General features: G+C 39.6%; 20 protein-coding genes. 4 read left to right on the plus strand and 16 right to left on the minus strand.

Features of this window, described 5'->3' with window-relative positions:
• The first annotated feature begins 32 nt into the window (after positions 1-32).
• Positions 33-941: a 1-aminocyclopropane-1-carboxylate deaminase/D-cysteine desulfhydrase gene (locus HJP15_RS11670; protein ID WP_170173844.1), complete on the plus strand. Its 909-nt coding sequence runs from the start codon at positions 33-35 to the stop codon at positions 939-941.
• Positions 942-989: 48 nt separating this feature from the next.
• Here the strand turns inward: HJP15_RS11670 and HJP15_RS11675 are convergent, their stop codons facing one another.
• From HJP15_RS11675 to HJP15_RS11685, 3 genes are all read right to left on the minus strand, one after another.
• Positions 990-2,762 carry an EAL domain-containing protein gene (locus tag HJP15_RS11675; protein ID WP_170173845.1) on the minus strand — a complete coding sequence of 591 codons (1,773 nt, stop codon included), beginning with the start codon at positions 2,760-2,762 and terminating at the stop codon, positions 990-992.
• Between the two features lie 204 nt (positions 2,763-2,966).
• Positions 2,967-3,686 (minus strand): single-stranded DNA-binding protein, encoded by a 720-nt coding sequence (gene ssb, locus HJP15_RS11680; protein ID WP_054454790.1) that lies wholly within the window; start codon positions 3,684-3,686, stop codon positions 2,967-2,969.
• 20 nt (positions 3,687-3,706) lie between these two features.
• Complete coding sequence (locus HJP15_RS11685; protein WP_054204864.1) at positions 3,707-5,074, minus strand: MFS transporter; 1,368 nt, start codon at positions 5,072-5,074, stop codon at positions 3,707-3,709.
• A 164-nt stretch (positions 5,075-5,238) separates the two neighbouring features.
• On the opposite strand from HJP15_RS11685, the gene uvrA reads away from it, so the two are divergent.
• Positions 5,239-8,064, plus strand: coding sequence for an excinuclease ABC subunit UvrA (gene uvrA, locus HJP15_RS11690; RefSeq protein ID WP_054204865.1), 2,826 nt, complete (start codon positions 5,239-5,241; stop codon positions 8,062-8,064).
• Between the two features lie 433 nt (positions 8,065-8,497).
• Here the strand turns inward: uvrA and HJP15_RS11695 are convergent, their stop codons facing one another.
• The 4 genes from HJP15_RS11695 to rpe form a co-directional block, all read right to left on the minus strand.
• Positions 8,498-9,010: a DUF4303 domain-containing protein gene (locus HJP15_RS11695; RefSeq protein ID WP_170173846.1), complete on the minus strand. Its 513-nt coding sequence runs from the start codon at positions 9,008-9,010 to the stop codon at positions 8,498-8,500.
• Between the two features lie 427 nt (positions 9,011-9,437).
• Positions 9,438-10,442 (minus strand): tryptophan--tRNA ligase, encoded by a 1,005-nt coding sequence (gene trpS, locus HJP15_RS11700; RefSeq protein ID WP_170173847.1) that lies wholly within the window; start codon positions 10,440-10,442, stop codon positions 9,438-9,440.
• A gap of 48 nt (positions 10,443-10,490) precedes the next feature.
• On the minus strand, positions 10,491-11,156 hold the full coding sequence (locus HJP15_RS11705; protein WP_170173848.1) for a phosphoglycolate phosphatase: 666 nt from the start codon (positions 11,154-11,156) through the stop codon (positions 10,491-10,493).
• Positions 11,156-11,839: a ribulose-phosphate 3-epimerase gene (gene rpe, locus HJP15_RS11710; protein WP_054204950.1), complete on the minus strand. Its 684-nt coding sequence runs from the start codon at positions 11,837-11,839 to the stop codon at positions 11,156-11,158. Before rpe ends, HJP15_RS11705 begins: the two co-directional genes overlap by 1 nt.
• A 296-nt stretch (positions 11,840-12,135) precedes the next feature.
• On the opposite strand from rpe, the gene HJP15_RS11715 reads away from it, so the two are divergent.
• Positions 12,136-12,426 carry a hypothetical protein gene (locus HJP15_RS11715; RefSeq protein ID WP_054204951.1) on the plus strand — a complete coding sequence of 97 codons (291 nt, stop codon included), beginning with the start codon at positions 12,136-12,138 and terminating at the stop codon, positions 12,424-12,426.
• 4 nt (positions 12,427-12,430) lie between these two features.
• A complete protein-coding gene (locus HJP15_RS11720) occupies positions 12,431-12,616 on the plus strand; it encodes a DUF2970 domain-containing protein (protein WP_082355688.1) in 186 nt (61 codons plus the stop codon).
• Here HJP15_RS11720 and HJP15_RS11725 read toward each other — a convergent pair.
• The 9 genes from HJP15_RS11725 to HJP15_RS11765 form a co-directional block, all read right to left on the minus strand.
• Entirely contained in the window at positions 12,579-13,430 is an 852-nt protein-coding gene (locus tag HJP15_RS11725) for a Dam family site-specific DNA-(adenine-N6)-methyltransferase (RefSeq protein WP_054204871.1), read from the minus strand. The genes HJP15_RS11720 and HJP15_RS11725 overlap by 38 nt on opposite strands.
• Before the next feature lie 53 nt (positions 13,431-13,483).
• Positions 13,484-14,863 (minus strand): AAA family ATPase, encoded by a 1,380-nt coding sequence (locus HJP15_RS11730; protein ID WP_170173849.1) that lies wholly within the window; start codon positions 14,861-14,863, stop codon positions 13,484-13,486.
• Positions 14,863-15,933, minus strand: a complete 1,071-nt coding sequence (gene aroB, locus HJP15_RS11735; RefSeq protein ID WP_170173850.1) for a 3-dehydroquinate synthase — start codon at positions 15,931-15,933, stop codon at positions 14,863-14,865. Before aroB ends, HJP15_RS11730 begins: the two co-directional genes overlap by 1 nt.
• Positions 15,934-15,958: 25 nt before the next feature.
• Positions 15,959-16,477, minus strand: coding sequence for a shikimate kinase AroK (gene aroK, locus HJP15_RS11740; protein ID WP_054204874.1), 519 nt, complete (start codon positions 16,475-16,477; stop codon positions 15,959-15,961).
• A 454-nt stretch (positions 16,478-16,931) separates the two neighbouring features.
• A complete protein-coding gene (locus HJP15_RS11745; RefSeq protein WP_405633184.1) occupies positions 16,932-18,983 on the minus strand; it encodes a type IV pilus secretin PilQ in 2,052 nt (683 codons plus the stop codon).
• A 22-nt stretch (positions 18,984-19,005) separates the two neighbouring features.
• Complete coding sequence (locus HJP15_RS11750; RefSeq protein ID WP_054204876.1) at positions 19,006-19,542, minus strand: pilus assembly protein PilP; 537 nt, start codon at positions 19,540-19,542, stop codon at positions 19,006-19,008.
• Positions 19,539-20,159 (minus strand): type IV pilus inner membrane component PilO, encoded by a 621-nt coding sequence (locus tag HJP15_RS11755; RefSeq protein WP_054204877.1) that lies wholly within the window; start codon positions 20,157-20,159, stop codon positions 19,539-19,541. The genes HJP15_RS11750 and HJP15_RS11755 overlap by 4 nt, the downstream gene beginning before the upstream one ends.
• Positions 20,156-20,722, minus strand: coding sequence for a PilN domain-containing protein (locus HJP15_RS11760; protein ID WP_054204878.1), 567 nt, complete (start codon positions 20,720-20,722; stop codon positions 20,156-20,158). The genes HJP15_RS11755 and HJP15_RS11760 overlap by 4 nt, the downstream gene beginning before the upstream one ends.
• A complete protein-coding gene (locus HJP15_RS11765; protein ID WP_170173851.1) occupies positions 20,710-21,789 on the minus strand; it encodes a pilus assembly protein PilM in 1,080 nt (359 codons plus the stop codon). The genes HJP15_RS11760 and HJP15_RS11765 overlap by 13 nt, the downstream gene beginning before the upstream one ends.
• Positions 21,790-21,871: the final 82 nt, after the last annotated feature.

Here is a 21,871-nt window from a genome sequence, read left to right on the forward strand (position 1 = left end):
CGCAAGTATTGCAAAGAAATAAAGAGGCAATAATGTTAAAACTCAGCACGATAAATGAAAACTCACCGTTAAAACAAATAGATGGAGATAACTTAAAAAAAAGAAATTTATTTTTAAGTATTAAGCGTGACGATCTGCTGCACCATTCTATAAATGGCAATAAATGGCGTAAATTAAAATATAATTTATCTGCTATGCAGGCTCAAAAGAAAAACGAATTACTTACATTTGGAGGGGCTTTCTCAAATCATATCCATGCATGCGCAGCAGCTGGGAAGCTTCTAAACTTTAAGACACGCGGAATTATTCGTGGTCCTGAACTCGATCTAAATAACCCTACATTGCAGTTTTCTCAACACTGCGGCATGCAATTACATGCAGTTACCCGCTTAGAATATAAAGAGCGTAATAACACAGATTATATTACACAACTTCAAAAACAGTTCCCAAACGCCTACATCCTACCGGAAGGAGGAACAAACAAAGCAGCCCTTCAAGGAGGAAAAGAATTGGCACAAACCCTACCAGTGGCCGACTATATTATTTGCCCTACGGGCAGTGGCGGCACTCTAGCGGGGCTCATTGAAGGCAGTAATAAAACCACTAAAGTATTAGGTATTGCGGTGCTAAAACAAGCGGAATATTTAATAAATGAGATAAAAATACTCAGCCAAGCCGCACGAGAACAAAATAACTGGCAATTACTAACTGAGTTTCATGGTGGTGGTTATGGAAAATTCACGCCTGAACTTTGGCAGTTTTGCCAGGCGATGCAAGTACGGTATCAGCTACCTTTAGAACCAATTTACTCAGGTAAAATGATGTATGCGCTTTGGCAATTAATAGAACAAGATTTTTTCCCCGCAGGCAGTCGAATTATTGCTATACATACTGGTGGACTTCAGGGGTTAAAGGGTTTGCGCTATCGAAAACTCATTTAAATCATTTTTCGAATTGATGTACTTTTAAGGGTGTTCTATAAGTAACACCTAACTAGATGTTACTTGATTAAATTCTTGCAGTGGTTCAGTAAAATAAAAGCCTTGCGCCGCCACTACGCCTAATTTTTTTAATGTATTGAGCTCCAATTGTGTCTCAACTCCCACTCCATATACGGGTAGATTAATACGTGTACTTTGCAAAACAATTTGGCGAACAGCTTTTTGCTGTTTTAGATTACTATCTATATTATGGATCAGCTCAAAACTAAGCTTTAAGCCTTTCACTATTTTATAAGGCTCCAGTAAACCTATTTTATTACTGGTGGTCACATTATCAATTAATACAGTACCACTGATGGCTTTAATAGCGCTCAATGCAGACGTTAGTTTAGGGAGATGTTGGTAAAAATCATCTTCTAAAATCTCGAATTGAAGCTTATTCGAGCCTTTAAAGCTACGCATTTTTTTATCAAACCATAACCAAAATTGACGACTAAACCAATTAAGTGGGTGCACGTTAATACTCACCGTTAACGAGCTAGGCTCAGCTTCCAATAATTTAATTACCTGCTCAACAACCGCCTGATCCAATTGCACTATCGCTGTCTCATTCGTTAACTGTGGGATAAACTGTCGAGCAGATAGCATTCCTAAAGACTTATGTCTAATGCGTATTAAAGCCTCATGCTGTAACATTTCGCCTGTTGCCAAATCAAACAAAGGTTGAAAAAACAACATAAACTTTTTCTTCGTTATGTAATCAGGTAATGTATCCGCACCTTCAGCTAACTCGATTGAACGAGTATAATTAAATGGAATTCGTTGAATATGCTGCCACGCACTTTGTTTAGCCTGCACTAATGCAGATTTAGTTAATTGATAAACAATCGTTTGATCGGCACCATCACGGTAATTACACACACCTACTTTTACATCTTTACGGGACAAGTCACCACGGTATACCAGCGCAGCTTGGAATATTATTTGATGTAAGCGCTTCATATAATTATCAACATCTGTCTGGGAAATATTCTCTAAGGTAATAGCCAAACCGCCTGAAGGCAGAAGTTTTACTGAAATTTTAGACAGTTCTTTAAAGCCTTTTACAATAACGAGCTTAAAGTGGTTTTCTAAATCAATATTATGTGGAAATGGCTGACCACAGTAAAATAACGCAAAAAGATGATTATAATTATTCTGTATAGCATACAAGGTCGTGAGCGCGTTCTCTGGCGGAAGTTGTTTAAGCTCTTGATTACTTTTATCTATATGCGGTTCTTCAATTTTATCTTCAACAGACTTAGCTAATGTAAATGGTAAATCATCTTGAGGTGCACTCAAAACAGGCTTAAGCTTATTTTTAAATAAAACACACCACCAGCGATAACTCCATACAGCGACTCCTATTAATATTAGATTCAATAAGATAAATAAATAACTTTCAACAATCCATGAAGGCCAATGGTATAGCTTTAAGCTCACTGATTTATAACTGAACACCTCGCTTTCCTCTGCCATGAATGCAGAAAAGTGCAGTGGTGCCTCGTGTGGTTCGAGCATAAACCCATGATTTTCAGCAAGCGCTGCTATTACATCCCGTTCAGTAATAACATCTATTTTTAAATCATAAACTTGCTTTGCCAACTGCCCACCTGTGTGGTGAACTTTTTGATGTAAAACTTCCCCTAGCATAATATTAAATATGCCAAGTAACAGCGTAAAAGCAATCACATAGATGCTCAGCATACGCATTTGTGCATTCCTCGATTCAATCACTTTTATTATTTCGCTATTATTTTTAATAGCTAAAGTGTTGTTCAAGATCCTTATTAACACAAGGCTACAGCTGGATTTAAAGAAATTTCCTAGGAGATACTGTGCCAGGTTTATATTGCGGGGTTAAACCACAGTCATGTATTTGGGTTTACGCAAAGTGGAGCTCATACGGTATGACTACTTTCTAATAAAACTAAAAAAAGCCGCTTAATAGCGGCTTTCAATAAAACTTTTCAAGTTAACCATGATCTAGAACGGGATATCGTCGTCAAAATCGATTGGTGGTTCCATCGGATTTGACGCGCCGCCTTGTGGGGCACTTTGTGGTTTAGGTGCAAACCCACCTTGTGGCTGTCCGCCGCCTTGTGGAGCATATCCGCCACCTTGGCCACCTTGATATTGATTACTTTGCTGTGGTGCTGCTGCAGGCGCTGACTGTGGACGAGCCGCAGGTGCTTGCTGTGGAGCAGGTGAGTAGCTTTGTTGTGGTTGTGCTGCTGGTGCGTTTGCTTGTTGGTTATAACCACCTTGTTGTGGTGCATTTTGCTGCTGATAACCACCTTGAGATTGACCACCGCTTTGCTGACCACCTTGATAGCCACCACTTTGTTGGTCGCCGCCACGTGCGCCCAGCATTTGCATTTGGCCAGTGAAACCATCAACAACGATTTCTGTCGTGTATTTTTCCTGGCCTTGTTGATCAGTCCACTTACGTGTTTGAAGTTTACCTTCAACGTAAATTTGCGAACCTTTACGACAGTATTCACCTACAATTTCAGCTAGCTTGCCAAAAAACACTACGCGGTGCCATTCTGTTTTATCAACCATTTGACCGGTATTTTTATCTTTATAGCTATCTGAAGTAGCTAAAGTAATGTTCGCTACACCGTTGCCATTAGGCATATAACGTACTTCTGGATCTTGACCTAAATTACCAACCAAGATTACTTTATTTACACCGCGTGCCATGGACTACTCTCCTATAAACGTTAGATTAAACCAGCCATTTTTCGGGCTTGGTCTAGGTCAAATTTTTTGTCATCAATCTTTAAATAACTGCGATTTTCATCACAAACTACTGTTGCTTCAATTACGCCCGGCAAAGCAACTAAACGAGAAGCGAGGGATTGCGCTTGCTCCTCGTTACTTAATTCTGTCATTAAGCTTATCATTTTACTTCTTGGCGGGACTTGCATATTCCACGCAAGGATAAGCCATATTACCCCAACAACTGCGGCTGCAGCAAACACTGCTTGCGGGGTTGTTGATTGCGCAACGTAACCCCCTAAAATACCACCTAAAAATGCACCAAAAAACTGCCCCGATGAAAATACCCCCATCGCAGATCCTTTTTGATTAGCTGGCGCTAACCGCGAAACCAAGGCGGGCATGGTGGCTTCTAAAAAATTAAACGCAATAAAGTATGCCAACATACATAACGCCATGCCTATTACTGAGTTTACGCCAAACGCCATTGCCAACATGCTCAGTGCCAGTAAGGCGATAGAGCCAATAAACGCTTGTTTTTCTTTTTCTTTACGAATGGCAATAATCATCACTGGCGCCATTAATAAAAATGCTAATATGAGTACGGGAATATACACTTGCCAATGTGATTGTGCAGCTAACCCCTTGGCAATTAGTTGTCCTGGTAATGCAACAAAAATAGTCGTAAGCGTTAAATGTAACAACATAACCCCTAAATCTAAACGAGCTAATTGGGGGTGTTTAATCAATTTTTTAATATCAGTGAAGCTTGCCAATGTATCGCCCTTCGGGGCTTTATTTACGGCTTTTGGGACTAAAAACAGTACGATAAAAATACCCGCAACAGCCAAAATAGCGGTAAGCCAAAATACCCCTGCAATTCCCCAAGAAGCAGCAACCATCGGCCCAAGTAACATGGCTACAGCAAAGCTCATACCAATACTCATACCAATCACAGCCATCACCTTAGGACGTTGTTCATCACGGCTTAAATCGGAGGCAAAGGCAAGTAAAGAACTGGCAATAGCTCCCATACCTTGTAATGCACGACCTACGGTAACCATTTGCATAGAATCAGCCATGGCTGCGATAACAGAGCCCAAAGCAAATACACATAAGCCACCAACAATAACTTTTTTGCGGCCGATTTTATCGGAAAGCCAACCCATGGGAATTTGTAATACAGCCTGCGTTAATCCATACGCGCCAATTGCAAAACCAATCCAAAGCGGTGAAAAACCAGATAAATCTTGCCCATAAATAGCCAGTACTGGCATTAACATAAATAGGCCAAGCATACGAAATGCAAACACGCTCGCTAGGGAAACTGCGGCGCGTTTTTCTCGTGAATTGAGTGAAGATGCTGTCATGATTCGCGTGTTCTTGCTGTCTATTAAAATTCGAGCAGGGATTCTACCACAAGCTTGCTAATAAATAATCGCCTCTAAGCGATGATTTTTCATTGATCAAGGATTAATCTTCTGTCGTATTATGAGATACTCAGTAAATCAATTTGGTAATGAAACGAGATAGCATGGAAAACATTGAAGTCCGAGGCGCCCGAACGCACAATTTAAAAGACATCAGCCTAACCATCCCCCGTGATAAATTAATTGTTATCACTGGCCTATCTGGTTCAGGTAAATCGTCTTTAGCATTTGATACGTTATATGCAGAAGGGCAACGTCGGTATGTTGAATCTTTATCGGCCTACGCCAGACAATTTTTATCTTTAATGGAAAAACCCGATGTTGATCATATTGAAGGCTTATCACCCGCCATTTCAATTGAGCAAAAATCAACGTCGCATAACCCACGCTCAACCGTTGGTACCATTACCGAAATATATGATTACTTACGTTTAATGTTTGCCCGTGTTGGTGAGCCGCGTTGCCCTACACATGATTTACCCCTTGCTGCGCAAACAGTGAGCCAAATGGTCGACACTGTTTTAGCGTTTCCTGAAGGCAGTAAATTAATGTTGCTTGCTCCCGTAGTAAAAGAGCGTAAAGGCGAACACGTAAAATTACTTGAACAGCTTTCGAGCCAAGGTTACATTCGTGCCCGTATTGACGGTGAAGTATGTGACCTATCAGATCCCCCAACTTTAGAATTACATAAAAAGCACACGATAGAAGTTGTGGTTGATCGCTTTAAAGTAAAAGATGGCCTACAACAACGTTTAGCTGAGTCATTTGAAACAGCCTTGGAACTTTCATCAGGCGTTGCAACTATTGCCTCAATGGATGACCCTGATAGCGAAGAGCTGCTTTTATCTGCTAATTTTGCTTGCCCAACGTGTGGCTATGCAATGAGTGAACTTGAACCGCGCCTGTTCTCATTTAACAATCCCGCAGGAGCATGTCAAAGCTGTGATGGTTTAGGCGTTCGTCAGTACTTTGATCCTAATCGCGTTATACAAAACCCGGAACTTAGTTTGTCAGGTGGCGCTATAAAGGGCTGGGATAAACGCAGCTTTTATTATTTCCAAATGCTGCAAGCCGTTGCCGATCACTATAAATTTGATTTAGAAGTCCCTTTTCAAGAACTCACTAAAGATGCTAAAAAAATAATTCTTGAAGGCTCTGGCGATACCAAAATCGCTTTTAACTACCGTAATGACCGTGGTGATTTAATTACCCGTAACCATGAGTTTGAAGGCGTGCTCAATAATATGAACCGCCGCTACCGCGAGACAGAATCAAACTCTGTACGCGAAGAACTAGCAAAATACCAAACAAGCCAAGCATGTCCAAGCTGTAAGGGATCACGCTTGCGCCAAGAAGCGCGTAGCGTATTTATAGGTCAAACTAATTTACCAACCATTACTTCAATGAGTATTGGTGAAGCCATGGCCTTTTTTGAAGGGCTAAGCTTAACGGGTCAAAAAGGCCAGATCGCAGAAAAGATCTTAAAAGAAATTCGCGATCGTTTGTCATTTTTAATCAATGTTGGTTTAAATTACCTCTCACTTGAGCGCAGCGCCGATACCTTATCAGGTGGTGAAGCACAGCGTATTCGCCTAGCAAGCCAAATTGGTGCAGGTCTTGTCGGTGTTATGTACGTACTTGATGAACCTTCAATTGGTTTACATCAACGCGACAACGACCGCCTATTACAAACCCTTATTCACTTACGTGATTTAGGCAATACAGTTATTGTCGTAGAACACGATGAAGATGCTATTCGTGCGGCTGATCATATTATTGATATTGGTCCAGGTGCTGGTGTGCATGGAGGTTATGTTATAGCTGAAGGTACTCGTGATGATATTTTAGCAAGCGAAGAATCTGTCACTGGCCAGTTTTTATCTGGTAAACGTAAAATTGAAGTACCCGCACAACGCCACCTTATTAATGATAAGTGGTTAGAGTTATTTGGCGCTACAGGCAACAATCTTAAAAATGTAGATTTAAAAATTCCATTTGGGTTAATGACCTGTATTACGGGTGTGTCTGGCTCAGGTAAATCAACGTTAATAAACGACACTTTATTTAAGCTTGCACATACTGAGCTCAATGGTGCCACAACCGCAGAAGCCGCTGCATATAAATCAATTAGCGGCCTTGAACACTTTGATAAAGTCATTGATATCGACCAGAGCCCAATTGGCCGTACTCCGCGCTCAAATCCTGCAACTTATACCGGTATATTTACAGGTATTCGTGAGTTGTTTGCCGGCACACAAGAGTCACGTTCTCGTGGTTATAAAGTAGGTCGTTTTAGCTTTAACGTTAAAGGCGGACGCTGTGAAGCTTGCCAAGGTGACGGCGTAATCAAAGTCGAAATGCACTTTTTACCGGATGTTTATGTCCCTTGTGATGTATGTAAAGGGCAGCGTTATAACCGCGAAACTTTAGAAGTACAATACAAAGGCAAAAATATTCATCAAGTACTTGAAATGACTGTTGAAGATGCGCATGACTACTTTGATAAAATACCAGCAATTGCACGCAAACTAAAAACATTGATGGATGTTGGTTTATCGTATATTCGTTTAGGTCAAGCTGCTACCACACTCTCTGGCGGTGAAGCACAGCGAGTTAAACTCGCTCGAGAGCTATCAAAGCGTGATACCGGAAAAACCTTGTATATTCTTGATGAGCCAACCACAGGGCTACACTTTGCCGATATTGAACAACTGCTTGTCGTTTTGCATCGTTTACGTGACCATGGCAATACAATTGTTGTCATTGAGCACAACTTAGATGTGATAAAAACAGCAGATTGGATTGTTGATTTAGGTCCTGAAGGTGGCGCCGGTGGTGGTGAAATTCTCATTGCTGGTACGCCAGAAGAAGTCGCTGAATGTGAGCGCTCACATACGGGCCATTACTTAAAGCCCTTATTATTAAAATAAGGGTTTTACGATCTCTGAGTTCAAGATTCGATAACGCTTTAAGTTTAAAGACAATAGATAAAATCAGTTATGGACGGTTAGAACAAGGAAACTCTAGCTTTCCATTTTCGATATATTGAATCAACCTATCTAAATATATTAAAAGCAGAATTCACCCTTGTTAAAATTTGTGGTGGAAAATGAGATTTAGAGCTTGCTTCCTACCACAAGATACGAGCTTCGTTGGAATTAAAAGCGATTTAGGCAAGACATTGATTGCTTGAATCCTATTATTAAAATCAATAACGCAGTATAAGACTTTTAAACCAATCCGTTAGGAATTTCATGGGACTTACTCTCAACGTTGTTACTTCTTAAAAAGGACTGCCATTGTTGCAAAGTAACGCTTGTTATTAAGACCCCGTGAAGCCTAAAGTCTGCATCTTGAAGTGGTTTAGGTATATTGCCCACACCAAACTTCCCATTTTGAAAACAACAAGGAACTGTTAAGCTCCCTGTTCGCTTTATTCTCTAGCTCAAGCATGTGATCACTCGGATCTGTACTTAAGACAGATAAAAATACGCTTTCAGAGAAAACACCTTCGGCTCGAAGTTCAAGAAGAGCCGAAACGAATATGCTAAAAGTGCGATCAACAAGCTCTTGGAATTTACCCTCATTTTCTTCATCATCCTGACGCTCCACACGTTTCATTATAAGTTCATAAGCTTCATCGAAAAAACTGCCATTATCACTGTATTGCCACTGTACTGGAGAAAACTCCAATTCAAAATTACCACCTTTTTCAGCCCACTGTTGTGTAGTCGCAATATGATAGATTGTCATTGCTCCATCATCTGTACATAAGGCATAACCAGTTAAGGTCTCATTAAGATGCTTAATTTTAAGATTTTCAAATGTAGCTTTCGAGGCTGCTTTAATGAGATCTTTTAATTTCTCGAAATCCATACCCAAGCCACCTCAAGATGCGAGTTTCAGTTGGAATTAAAAGCGATTTAGGCAAGGCATTGATTGCAAATAATAGTGGTTCTATTGTTAAAATCAATAACGCTGTATAAATCGCTTTTAAGCCAACCTGTTGGGCGTTTCACAGGTGCTCACTCTCATCGTTGTTACTTATTAAAAGGGACGGCCATTATTGCAAAGTAACGCCTTGATATTAAGCCCCTGTGAAACGCTGAATTCTGCATCTTGAGGTGGCTTGGGTATATAATATCAGACATTGCTCAACCCTTGATGACAACTAACGAGTCTGTTGAATTACTCGTTATTAATAAAGTTGGAATTAACCAAACTTCAGGTTATTAAGACACAAAAAAACCAGATGTTCCGTTGTAGTTGGAAGCATCTGGCTTTATGTTATTAGTTAACGAGATTACGGGCGTGGTATAAATCCTAGTGCATTGTAAACTGCCTTTAACGTTACCTCTGCACGTGCGCTGGCTTTTTCGGCTCCTGTCCTCATGATGTTATCAAGCAATGTTTGATCTTCACGAATTTCTTTAAAGAGCGCTTGAATTGGCTCAATCATGCTAACAACAGCATCAGCGGTGTCTTTTTTCAGATGACCATACATTTTATCTTCGTACTCTGGCACTAACTCTTCAATTGAACGTTTAGTTGCTACTGACATAAGAGTAAGTAAATTAGATACACCTGGTTTTTCAGTACGATCAAAATAAATACGTGCCTGCTCGTCTGAATCAGTTACTGCTTTTTTCAGCTTTTTCTCGATCTTTTTCGGTTCATCTAACAACATGATGTAACCATTTGGATTTTCATCAGATTTAGACATTTTTTTAAGTGGATCTTGTAAGCTCATTACACGCGCGCCGAACTCAGGGATATAAGGTTCAGGAACTGTGAACACATCGCCGTATAAATTATTAAAACGTGTCGCGATATCACGCGTAAGTTCTAAATGCTGTTTTTGATCATCTCCCACTGGTACTTGATCTGCTTGATAAAGCAAAATATCAGCGGCCTGTAATACCGGATAAGCAAATAAACCAACGTTCACATTGTTAGCATGCTTTGATGATTTATCTTTAAACTGGGTCATGCGATTCAGCTCGCCCATTTGCGCATAACAATTTAATACCCAACCTAATTGTGCATGCTCTGGCACTTGTGATTGCACAAATAACGCGGCTTTTTCTGGATCAATACCACATGCGGCATAAAGCGCGATGCCATCTAATACACGTGACCGAAGCAACTTTGGATCTTGGCGTACTGTTATCGCATGCAAGTCAACCAGCATAAAGTAACTTTCGTGGTCTTCCTGTAGCTTAAGCCACTGGTTAATAGCGCCAACATAGTTGCCTATTGTCATACCACCGGTTGGCTGAATGCCACTTAACACTACTGGTTTACTCATGATGTTCCTTTATATTGCTAAAATTAAAATACTAAAATTAAATGTCGTTTACCGCTGATTAAGCACCGGTAGTATATCTAAGAATGTACCGCAGAGGTACTGCGGATTATAATCACTTAAACTCTCCCCTTGGTTATAACCATAAGTCAACGCAACCACGTCTATCCTGGCTGCTTGCGCCGCTAAAATATCACTTTTTGAGTCACCGATCATAATTGCTTGGCTCGCTTGTACATTTAATTGCTGACAAGCAAACAACAGTGGCTCAGGTGACGGCTTTTTAGCCATATCATCACCACATACTATTACATCAAAATGACTTGTTAAAGCCAACTTATCAAGTAGCTTTTCAGTGAAGCGTCGTGCTTTATTAGTGATTAACGCTTTTGGCATACCGCGTAATGCCGCCAGACCTGTTTCTACATGTTGATATAATACGCTGTACTCGCCGACCTGCTGTTCATAGTGACCATAGAAAAGTGCAATCGCTTTATCTGCAAGCGCTGAGTCTAAATGCTCACTTATTTGCATATCGCCACTTAAGCCTCGTTTAACCAAAACATCAATGCCATTACCCACCCAACTTTCGACTAAACGCTGGCTTACAATCGGAAAAGCTAAGTCAGATAAAGTCAGATTCATCGCTATATATAAATCATACACACTATCGACAAGGGTGCCGTCTAGATCAAACAAAGCGGCTTCATATTTCATTATTTAACAACCTGTAATTGCTCACGCATTTGATCAATAACCACTTTATAATCTGGCTGATTAAAAATTGCAGAGCCCGCAACAAACATATCAGCACCAGCTTCTGCAGCAGCACCAATATTATCGACTTTAATACCACCATCAACTTCTAAACGAATTGCACGGCCTGAATCATCAATAATTTTTCGTGCTTGGCGTAACTTTTCCAAAGTATGAGGAATAAAACTCTGTCCGCCAAACCCTGGATTAACCGACATAAGTAAGATCACATCGAGTTTGTCAATCACATGCTCTAAATAGCTTAAGCTCGTAGCTGGGTTGAATACTAAACCCGCTTGACAGCCGTGATCTTTGATCAACTGTAAAGTGCGATCTATATGCTCACTTGCTTCTGGATGAAAAGTAATAATGGATGCGCCAGCTTCGGCAAATTGCGGGATCAAGCTATCTACCGGTTTTACCATTAGATGCACATCAATTGGCGCTGTAATACCGTAATCTCTCAACGCCTTGCAAACCATAGGGCCGATGGTTAAGTTTGGCACATAATGGTTATCCATGACATCAAAATGGACCACGTCCGCACCTGCGGCTAAAACACGATCAACATCTTCTCCCAATCGCGCAAAATCAGCTGATAAAATTGACGGAGCGATTAAATATTTTGGCAAAGTATCTAACATAAACAAACCCATAGATTCGATTGTGGCTAACTCTTTATGAGTCACAGCCTAAATTGCATGTATGTGCCTAATGTAACCCAAATAGCGAAGATCCCCAAGGATCATCCCAATATAGAACATATGCTCTATTGCAGATATCTAAAGAGCAATTAAAAAACAACTTTTTTAAAACATTACATTTACCTTAAGCTATTAATTATATTAAACATTTATATTTGTTAAGTATAAATTAAGGTTGTTATTTAAGCATTCTTTATGTATGCTTGGTTAAGTCATACCACTTTGGGTTAGATAAAATGCGTGCTTTTAAAACTGGGATCTTAATTGCTACTGTTGTCACTACTTTAACAGTAACCTATTTTTCTCAAAATGATGATGTAATCATCGCTGCCAATCATTGCCAAAACAATGCAGAGGTTATCTCTGTCGTACCTGTTCACTGTATGCACCTTGAACAAGAGTCTAGTTGGATGTCTTGGATCACTGGCGACAGCCGTAGTGCACAATTTCATTACTTAGATTTATTAGAATTGCTTACCAGCTCAGATGAACCAAAAAAAGCACGCTCACTTAGCCCGAACTTTTAATTAAATGCGACAACTACTCGATGCTCTACAAAGTGTCGTAGCGGCTTTTTTTGGTGTGCAATCTGAAAAAAAGCGCCAATCTGACTTCAAACAACACTCCCCATTGAGTATTATTCTCATCGCTATTGTTTTATTTGTATTTTTTGTAGCCGCTATTTATGGCGTGGTGACTTGGGTGCTAAATACATAGCCATTAGTTCATTTACTTTATTGCGTGAACCACCTTTTGGGCTGATAGTCCGCTTTACTTGAATTTCATTCAGCGTTGCTTGACTGTATATTTTTCGCGTCCAGACAGTATCATGGTTCGAAATCAATACCGGTGTCTTTTGCTCAAAGGCTGCTTGCTCAGCTAAGTTGGCTAAGTTCGCTTGATCATCTAAATTAAAGCCCCCTTTAGCATAAGAGGTAAATGACGCTGTTTTACTTAAAGGCACATACGGTGGATCGCAGTAAATTACCGCATTGCTGGGTACTAGCTTAAACACATCATCATAACCTAGACAGGTAAATGTGGCTTGCTGCGCTTTCTCAGCAAAAAAGTACATTTCTTTTTCAGGAAAATAAGGACGTTTATACTTACCAAATGGAACATTAAAAATTCCCTTCAGATTATAACGACACAAACCATTGTAGCCATGACGATTCATGTACAAAAATAAAATAGCACGCTCATAAATGTCATTACTTTGATTAAACTGCACACGGTAATCATAGTAAGCATCAGCATGGTTATTAAGATCTACAAACAGTTTTTTTGCATCACTTATAAATTCATCTGGCGAGCTTTTTAATTCGTTATAAAGATTGATCAGATCAGCATTTATATCATTTAAAATATAATGCTTAAAATCAGTATTTAAAAATACTGAACCAGCACCCACAAACGGTTCAACTAATGTGTCAGCATGCTTGCTCGCTAGATTCAAACGGGCACTAATATCTTCAACTAAGCTGTATTTTCCGCCGGCCCATTTAAGGAAGGCTCTGGTCTTTTTCTGCATCGGCTCTTTACTTCAAACGTGTGTAGCGCAATTTTACACTAATCAGTACTAATTTACTGATCTAGTAATGCAATTTCTTGTTTTATTTTGGCAATTTTTTTATAAAAAGGCTGATTTTTACGAACTTGCTCAGGTAGGCTTGGTAACACAGCGCGCGCTGCTTGCATACTTGGATAATTACCATAGGTGACAACCCACCACAGCTTTCCATTGCGCCATGTTTGGTACACTTTAGCATTTGCTTGTAATTGCTGTTGGGCAATAAATTGCTCACTAACAGACTGCTGAGTAACGGCTAATAATTGAATAACTACATTGTTGTCCGTTTGTGATAAATACCACGCATTATCTGCTGGTAATTCTGCAATCGAAACGTCGATTACCTTGCTTGGTTGTTCAACAATATTTACTGGATCTTTCTTTTGCTCACTTATGGCTAAACTATCTAAAATAGCCGCTACGTTATTTTTATGAGTGGCAGAGGGTGACTCAATTGCATCAAGCTCAATTGATGTATCGTTGGCGATAGCATTAACTTTACTACTCTTTGTTTCAATACTTTCATCTACAAGCAACTGCTCACTATCCGTATTATCGGCCAATGTAATTACATCTGTGTTCTGTCTATCCTCAGCACCTGATTTAAACGTGTTAACACTTAATGCAGTAGGAATTGCTTGCTCAGGCTGCGCCTGATAAACGTCTTTCCACCAACGAGTCATATCTGACTGGTATAAAAAACCAATAATCAATAACATAATAATCAGCATTAATGTTACTAAATGAATTGGCCATGATGGCTTCGCTTTTGGTTCAACTTTTGCGCTATGCAGGGTCGGCTCCCAAGCTAAGAGTAAACTAGGATTACCGTGAGTTTCATGCAAAAAAGTTTGAAAAACAGGATCTTCATTTATCGGGAGATCTTTAAAATACCAGCTCATAAGCTGCTTACTTTCAGCAATTGATAACGCTTCAAGATGAATTTCTACACTGCTACTAAATTGTGCCACAACCTGTGTGGCAACTAAGATATACAACGTAGTGGGGCTTTGCTTTGCAAGTTTAACTAACTCTTCAGCCATTTCATCTGACAGGTGTCTTCCACCATCGAGAACCCATAAACACGCACCACAATTTTGCTGCTTCGCAAGCTGATAAAAATTCTCTGACAAACTAAGGTTTTGATCTATTAATGGTGCACGAAAGCTCTGTTCAAGTAATTCACCCATTAATTGAACGTCGGTCATTCGAGCCGATAGCTGAACAAATGCTTTATTAAAGTCGCTATATTTATCTGTAATGAAGGTTTCTAGAAGGTAACTTTTACCAAGCCCTGAAGAGCCTAGCAGAGCAATAAGGCTTTGCCCGTATTCAAACTGAAGGGCAATACGATCAACCAAAGCCGCACGGCTTGGTAAGATTTGCGATTGCATTAGCGCCCTATTAAATCTCGGACTTGCTGATCTGAGACATCATCAACCAATGCACATTGGCCAAATTGAGTAGGTAAAATAAAACGAATAGTCCCTTTTTTATTCTTTTTATCTTTACGCATATGATGCAAAAAGTGCTCACTAGTCATAATCTCAGGGATCACAACAGGTAAATTATACTTGCTAATCAAGTCACACACTCTTATCACTTCTTGCTCGGTTAAATCACCTCGCGTATGTGCAAGTTGCACAGCTAATACCATACCTGTCGCTACAGCTTCGCCATGTAGCCACTGTCCGTACCCCATTTGAGCTTCAATTGCATGAGCAAATGTATGACCCAAATTAAGTAAAGCCCGCAGACCTGCTTCTTTTTCATCTTGTGCAACTATTAACGCTTTGATTTCACAACAACGAAAAATAACATGCTGAATTGTTTCTTCATCCAAAGCTTGTAACTGAGCAACATTGCTTTCTAAAAAACCAAATAGCTCAGTATCGTAAATTAAACCATATTTTATGACTTCAGCCATACCGGCTGCAAATTCACGAGCAGGAAGTGTATGCAATGATTTAGTATCGATAAACACAGCTTGTGGCTGATAAAATGCCCCAATCATGTTTTTACCCAAAGGATGGTTAACCGCTGTCTTACCGCCAACTGATGAATCAACTTGCGATAGTAATGTAGTTGGTACTTGAATAAACGGAACACCGCGTTGATAACACGCAGCAACAAAGCCAGTAAGATCACCTATAACACCACCACCAAGAGCGATTAAACAGGTATCTCTGCCACAATTATTTTCAAGTAGGAATGCTGAAATTTTCTCAAACCATTCTAGTGATTTATATTGCTCACCATCTGGAATTATAAAATTTAGCGGATTTAAATCAGCTAATAACGCCATTGCATCACTTAAGTATAAAGGTGCAATGGTGTCATTAGTGATAATGATAGGTCGACAATCACCAATATGATGAAGTAGCCTGTCAGTCTGTTGAAGTGCAGATTGACCAATATAGATAGGATAACTTCGCTCGTCTAAATTAACAGTTAATTCAAGCATCGCTAGCATCCTTTCTTATTGGTATTTAAAAATCTAATTTCTCAATGATTTGATTAGCAACAACTTTAGCGCTTTGCTCATCAGTGCGTACAGTAAAATCAGCAACTTCTTTATATAACGGTTCGCGTTCTTCAGCTAAGCGCTCTAATACATCACGAGGTGCTTCTTCTGTTTGCAGTAATGGGCGACGCTTGTCGCGCTGCGTGCGTGCAACTTGCTTTTCGATAGGTGTCTCTAGGTATACAACGATACCTCGAGCCGAAAGCTTATTTCGAACTTCTTTACTCATCACGGAACCACCACCAGTTGCAAGTACAATACCTTGCATTTCGGTTAAGTCACCAATGACGCCTTCTTCACGAAGTCGAAAGCCTTCTTCACCTTCAAGATCGAACACCCAGGCAATATCTGCACCGGTACGGCGTTCGATTTCTTGATCAGAATCGACAAATTCAAGGTGCAATTGGTCAGCAATGTGACGACCAATTGTGCTTTTGCCAGCCCCCATAGGACCAACTAGAAATATATTACGTTTCTCAGCCATATCTTTTAGTACAAACGAACTCTAAAATTTGAAATAAAACCCCGCCTAACGACCTGGCCCCAAAATTAAGGAGGGGATTATCTCAGTAATTGATTAGGTATTTCAAGTCAAATAGAACAAAAAGCCAACTAACGAGCAATTAAAGTGAATAAATGCTCATTGATTAAGAAAAAACCGACCAAAAATAGGTTCGGCTAACATTTTTCGGTCAAAAAACATCCAACCCAAAGTGCTTTTATTGTGGTGTGATACCTAAGCCATAACTTTTCTATGGCTTAATAACACAATATTTCCACCATTCTCTCTATTTTTACCCACATTTACATTTCAATATGGGTAAAAACATTCTCATATTATAGCCGTTTAAAATCCAAATTGGTGAGTATTTAAGTACTCACCAACTAAAAAATAAAACGCTACAAAAATATTAAACTAACACAAGTCGAGAGCGAAATTAATCAACTTGAATCTTAGGTGTTACAAATATCAACAACTCTTTTTTCTCATTAAACTCACTGGTACTTCTAAACAATACGCCTAAATAAGGAATATCGCCCAATAATGGTACCTTTTTGGTTGAATTAATGATTTGTTGTTGGAATATTCCACCCAGTACAATTGTTTGGCCATTTTCTACCAATACTTGCGTTTTAATTTGCTGTGTATCAATAGCAACCGCTTGGCCTGTTCCCGTCTGTACTGTATCACCACGTGTATCTTGGGTAATTACTAAATCGAGTATCACTTTATTATCTGGTGTGATGTGAGGCGTCACCTCGAGACTTAGTACTGCCTTTTTAAATGTTACGGTTGTTGCACCACTTGAAGCTGATTCTACATAAGGTATTTCAGTACCTTGTTCAATCCTCGCTTTTTGTTGGTTTGCAGTCGTAATACGTGGACTTGCGATAATCTCACCGCGATTTTCTTCTTCCAACGCCGTTAACTCTAAATCTATCAAAGTACCATTTGCCAATTTAGCAACGTGCATACCAATACTGCCCGCTGGGTTCGCAATAGGTAAGTTGATATTTAAGCGATCGGATACACCTGGTATTGTGCCATTAGAAATTGTATTAGCGCCTTCTAAAGTCCCTGAAATACCATCACTGCCTTGCTGATCACTGAATCCCCAACGAATACCCAAATCTTCTTTTACATTATCACGCACTGTTACCATACGAGATTCTATTAAAACCTGTCTTACTGGGATATCTAGCGTTTCAACCATTCGGCGAATACTTTCAATACTACCAACCGTATCTTTAATTAGAAGCGTATTAGTACGCTTATCAACAGATACACTGCCGCGCTGACTTATAATACTGTTAGTATCCGTTTTTAATAAATCAGCAAACTCTTCTGCTTTTGCATAATTTAAACGAATGTACTCACTGTATAACGGCTCTAACTCTTCAACTTGTTGCTTTGCCTTAAGCTCTTTCGCTTCACGCTCTGCAAATTCCTCTGATGGAGCAACCATTAAGATTGAACCATCCATACGCTTATCTAGGCCCTTAACTCTTAAGACTACATCTAAGGCTTGATCCCAGGCAACGCCATCTAAGCGCAAAGTAATATTTCCCTCAACAGAATCACTCGTTACCAAGTTAAAGTCGTTGTACCCTGCAATAATTTGCAAAACGGCGCGTACTGAGATGTCTTGAAAATTTAGAGTCATAGGACGACCCTGATATTCCTTGCCACCATCTAAATATGAACGTTGAGTATTATCTTTTTCTACACTTAAAGTAAGAATGTTTTCTATTTGCTGATAAGTAAATTTAAAAGCTGCATTAGGTGCAACCACCATTCTACTTACACTACCTTCTTTAAATGTCTCAATTGAGCTGACGACCGTACCAAAATCAAGCACATCCAATTCATACAAAAGCTCATCGAGAATATCTGTATGATGGAAGTCTACAATAATCTTACCACCACTTTCATGTACATCAATAGCCGCTTGAGTGTCCTTTAAGAAGACAAGAACGCGCGCCTCCCCTTTTTCGCCACGGCGAAAATCAATCGATTGAATACTGTTTATATAACTGCCATTGGCGTCACTAGCCTCACCTTCTGGAGTCGCCTCTATTGCTAAAGGGTTATCTGAAACATGCAGTGATAAAAGGTTATCTTTTACTTTAGTTTGATAAATTTTTAATCGCTCTAAGTGAACAGTAACAACTAAATTACCATCAGTGGCAACACTGCTAACTTTCACTATACCTGACTGGTTGATTTGCACGTCACCAAGATCATCGTCAACATCCATTGCGTTAAAACGCATTTCAATGCGAGCTGGGTTATTAAACACCTGAACTTTAGGTGCTTGTTTTAACTCTTCATCAAATACTAGCTGTAATTCCGTTTCTCCAGCTAATAAAGGATTATAGCGAATATCATATAACAGCGGTGCTGCGATCGCTGACTGTGTTATAAACAGGGCTACAACAACAAACATGACATGATGAATGCGACGACTCCAAGATACTCCCTTATACATTTTATTTTTACCTTTTTGATTTTTAACTCGCGTCATTCTTTGGCGCCTCTAACATTTCAAGCTTCGTCAGGCGCTCTTTCCAACAACCAGACCCATCGGGAATTAATTCTAACAATTCTATAAAATCACTTTTAACATTTTGAACTTCGCCATGATACAAACCTAAATAATCCCCAACAGTCACTCTATGCAGGGTTTCGTCTGCGGCTCTTATTAATGCCCACATTTCACCACTTGACCCTAATGTTCCTTTCATCGCTAAATTATCCAAAGGGTATTTTTCTAAAGGTTCACGCATACGCTTTGGATCTGGGTGTAGGCAGTTTTTTACTTGTATCATATTATTTTGAATAATTTCAGGCTGTGGTGCAACAAAAGGACTACGTAGTTGTCGCGAGTTATATTCAAAATGCTCAAACTGAATTAGCTTAGGGATTGCCTCAACTTTTGGCGTTGTACTGGCTTTAACCTGATCAATAAACTCTTTTTGTTCAGAGGTATCATCATTACATGCTGTGATCAGTGCGGTGGCAAAAAAGATAAGCGCTAACTTTTTCATTTTTTAGCCCCTACTTTTTTGGGTTCACTCTCGTAGCGGTATGTTTTCGCTACAACACTAAATATTAGCTTTCCTGAGCTAAAACTATTAACAGAAAAGTCATGCAGGCTTACAATACGCGGCAGTTGAGCTACCTTTCCGACAAAGTCTCCAAATTCATGATAAGTCCCTACCACTTCAATTTTAATCGGTAACTCGGTATAAAATTCTTTTTCAACTTCTGGTAGCCAACCAATTTTTAAAAAGGTTAAACCACTTGTAGTGCCTACATATGATAAGTCATCTAGCAAACCAGGCGTTTCATTCGAGGTGGGTAATCGCTTTAAAAGTAGAGAGAACTTCTCTTCCATTTCAACCATTTGTTGGCGATAAATTTCTAAATTGCTGGCTACAGCGTACTTAACACGATAAGTGCTTCGCAGCTCAACTTCTTGCGAAACAGAGCTATGATAACTGTCAATCTCATCAGAAACCAATAAGCTGTAGCTAAAAAACAAGACTAAGGCAGCAATAAATGCACAGCAAATTATTTTCACTACAATTGGCCAATCACCAATGTTTTCTAATTCGATCTCATTCCATTCGATTTCTGTCAATGCTTTGATATCAAGGCTCATTGCTTTACCTCTCCGATTTTATCAAAGGCTTTTACATAAAATTCCATATTAAAATCACTCAACAGACGTGATGACGTTTCACCCGCAACAATACCTTGCATGGTGGGCTTTTCTAATAAATAGGAGCCTTGCACTTCGCGTAGCATTGTCGATAGACGATTATTAGATTCACTACGCCCAACCACATGAATTGTATTACCGCGGCGCTCTAACTTCGTTAGATAAACTCCGGCTGGTACAATTTTGGCAACTTCATCCATAATTTGGGTGCCAAGATTTCGGTTACTCTGCAACTCTTCAATTAGTCGCATACGCTGCTGCAAGCTTTCTTTCTTTTTATCTAACTCTCGTATTTCACGAATCCGCATGTCTAACTGAGTTATTTCAGTACTTAAATAGTTATTCTTAATATTTTGACCATCTCTAAGATTGCCATAATACGTGCTCAGCATATACATGCTCAAAAAGCTCACAAACACCACCAAAAATAAGATCGTAGCAAACTTGTTTTGTGATTGCTTTCGTTGCTGTTCACGCCATGGCAGCAGATTTATATGTGGCATGATGAAAAACTCCTTAATGCCAGTCCTGTTGCAATTGCAAACTGCGTACGATGACGCTTGAGCACATTGCGGTCAACTTTAGGTGAAACATCCATATTTTCAAAAGGCTCAGCAACAATAGTATGTATACCTAACTCTTCAATTAACAATCTATCAAGACCATCTATCATGGCTGTGCCACCAGTCAAAACAATGTAATCTATTTGATCTTTGCCACTGGTGGTTAAAAACATTTGTACGGAACGTCGAACTTGCTGTAGTAACGAAGTTTGAAAAGGCGCTAGAACCTCAAAGGTATAATTAGGTGGTAAATCACCCGTTGTTTTACCTATCTCGGCCTCATCAAAGCTTTTGTTATAGTAAGCTACAATACTATTTGTGTATTGATCACCACCAAAAACTTGGTCTCGCGTATAGATTGTTTCACCGCCGAGCACCACGCTGACCAACATCAATACCGCACCTATATCAACCACAGCAACACATTTGTTAAATGCATCACTTGGTAGTTGTTGATAATAAACGTCCATAGCACGGCTTAACGCGTAGCTTTCAACATCTACAACCTTGGCAGTCAAACCTGCAGCCTCCAGTGCACCGACCCTCGCTTCAACACTCTCTGTTCGAGCTGCTGAAAGCAATACGTTCATTTTTGATGGGTCTGCTTCATTGGTTGCCAGTTTTTCAAAATCAAGGCTAACTTCATCAAGTGGATAGGGAATAAGGCTATCTGCTTCTATTTCTATCTGTGATTCCAGTTCGGCATCACTGAGCGTAACATCCATAAAAATAACTTTCGTTATAACGGTTTGCCCAGATACTGCAACCGCTGCATATTGAACCGTCTTAGGCAATTTACGTTTTAATTTATTTATAATGTTCCCAATAGCTTCAATATCTTGAATGCTACGTTCGGACATTGCGCCTTTGGGCATGGGCTCAATTGCTAACGCCTCTAGCCGATAGCCACTGTCCGTTTCATTCAGTAACACCGCTTTGATAGCGTGTGAACCGATGTCTATCCCTATCATCACAGATGACGACTTATTAAAGAATTGGCTTAACATGTTTGCAACTTTGCCTTTGTTTTAATAATAAACAAGTTATAATTTTTGTCTGAAAAAATATTATTCATTTTTTAATCAATAT

Origin of the sequence: Pseudoalteromonas sp. NEC-BIFX-2020_002 (genome assembly GCF_013002825.1) — a bacterium.
GTDB classification, from domain to species: domain Bacteria; phylum Pseudomonadota; class Gammaproteobacteria; order Enterobacterales; family Alteromonadaceae; genus Pseudoalteromonas; species Pseudoalteromonas neustonica.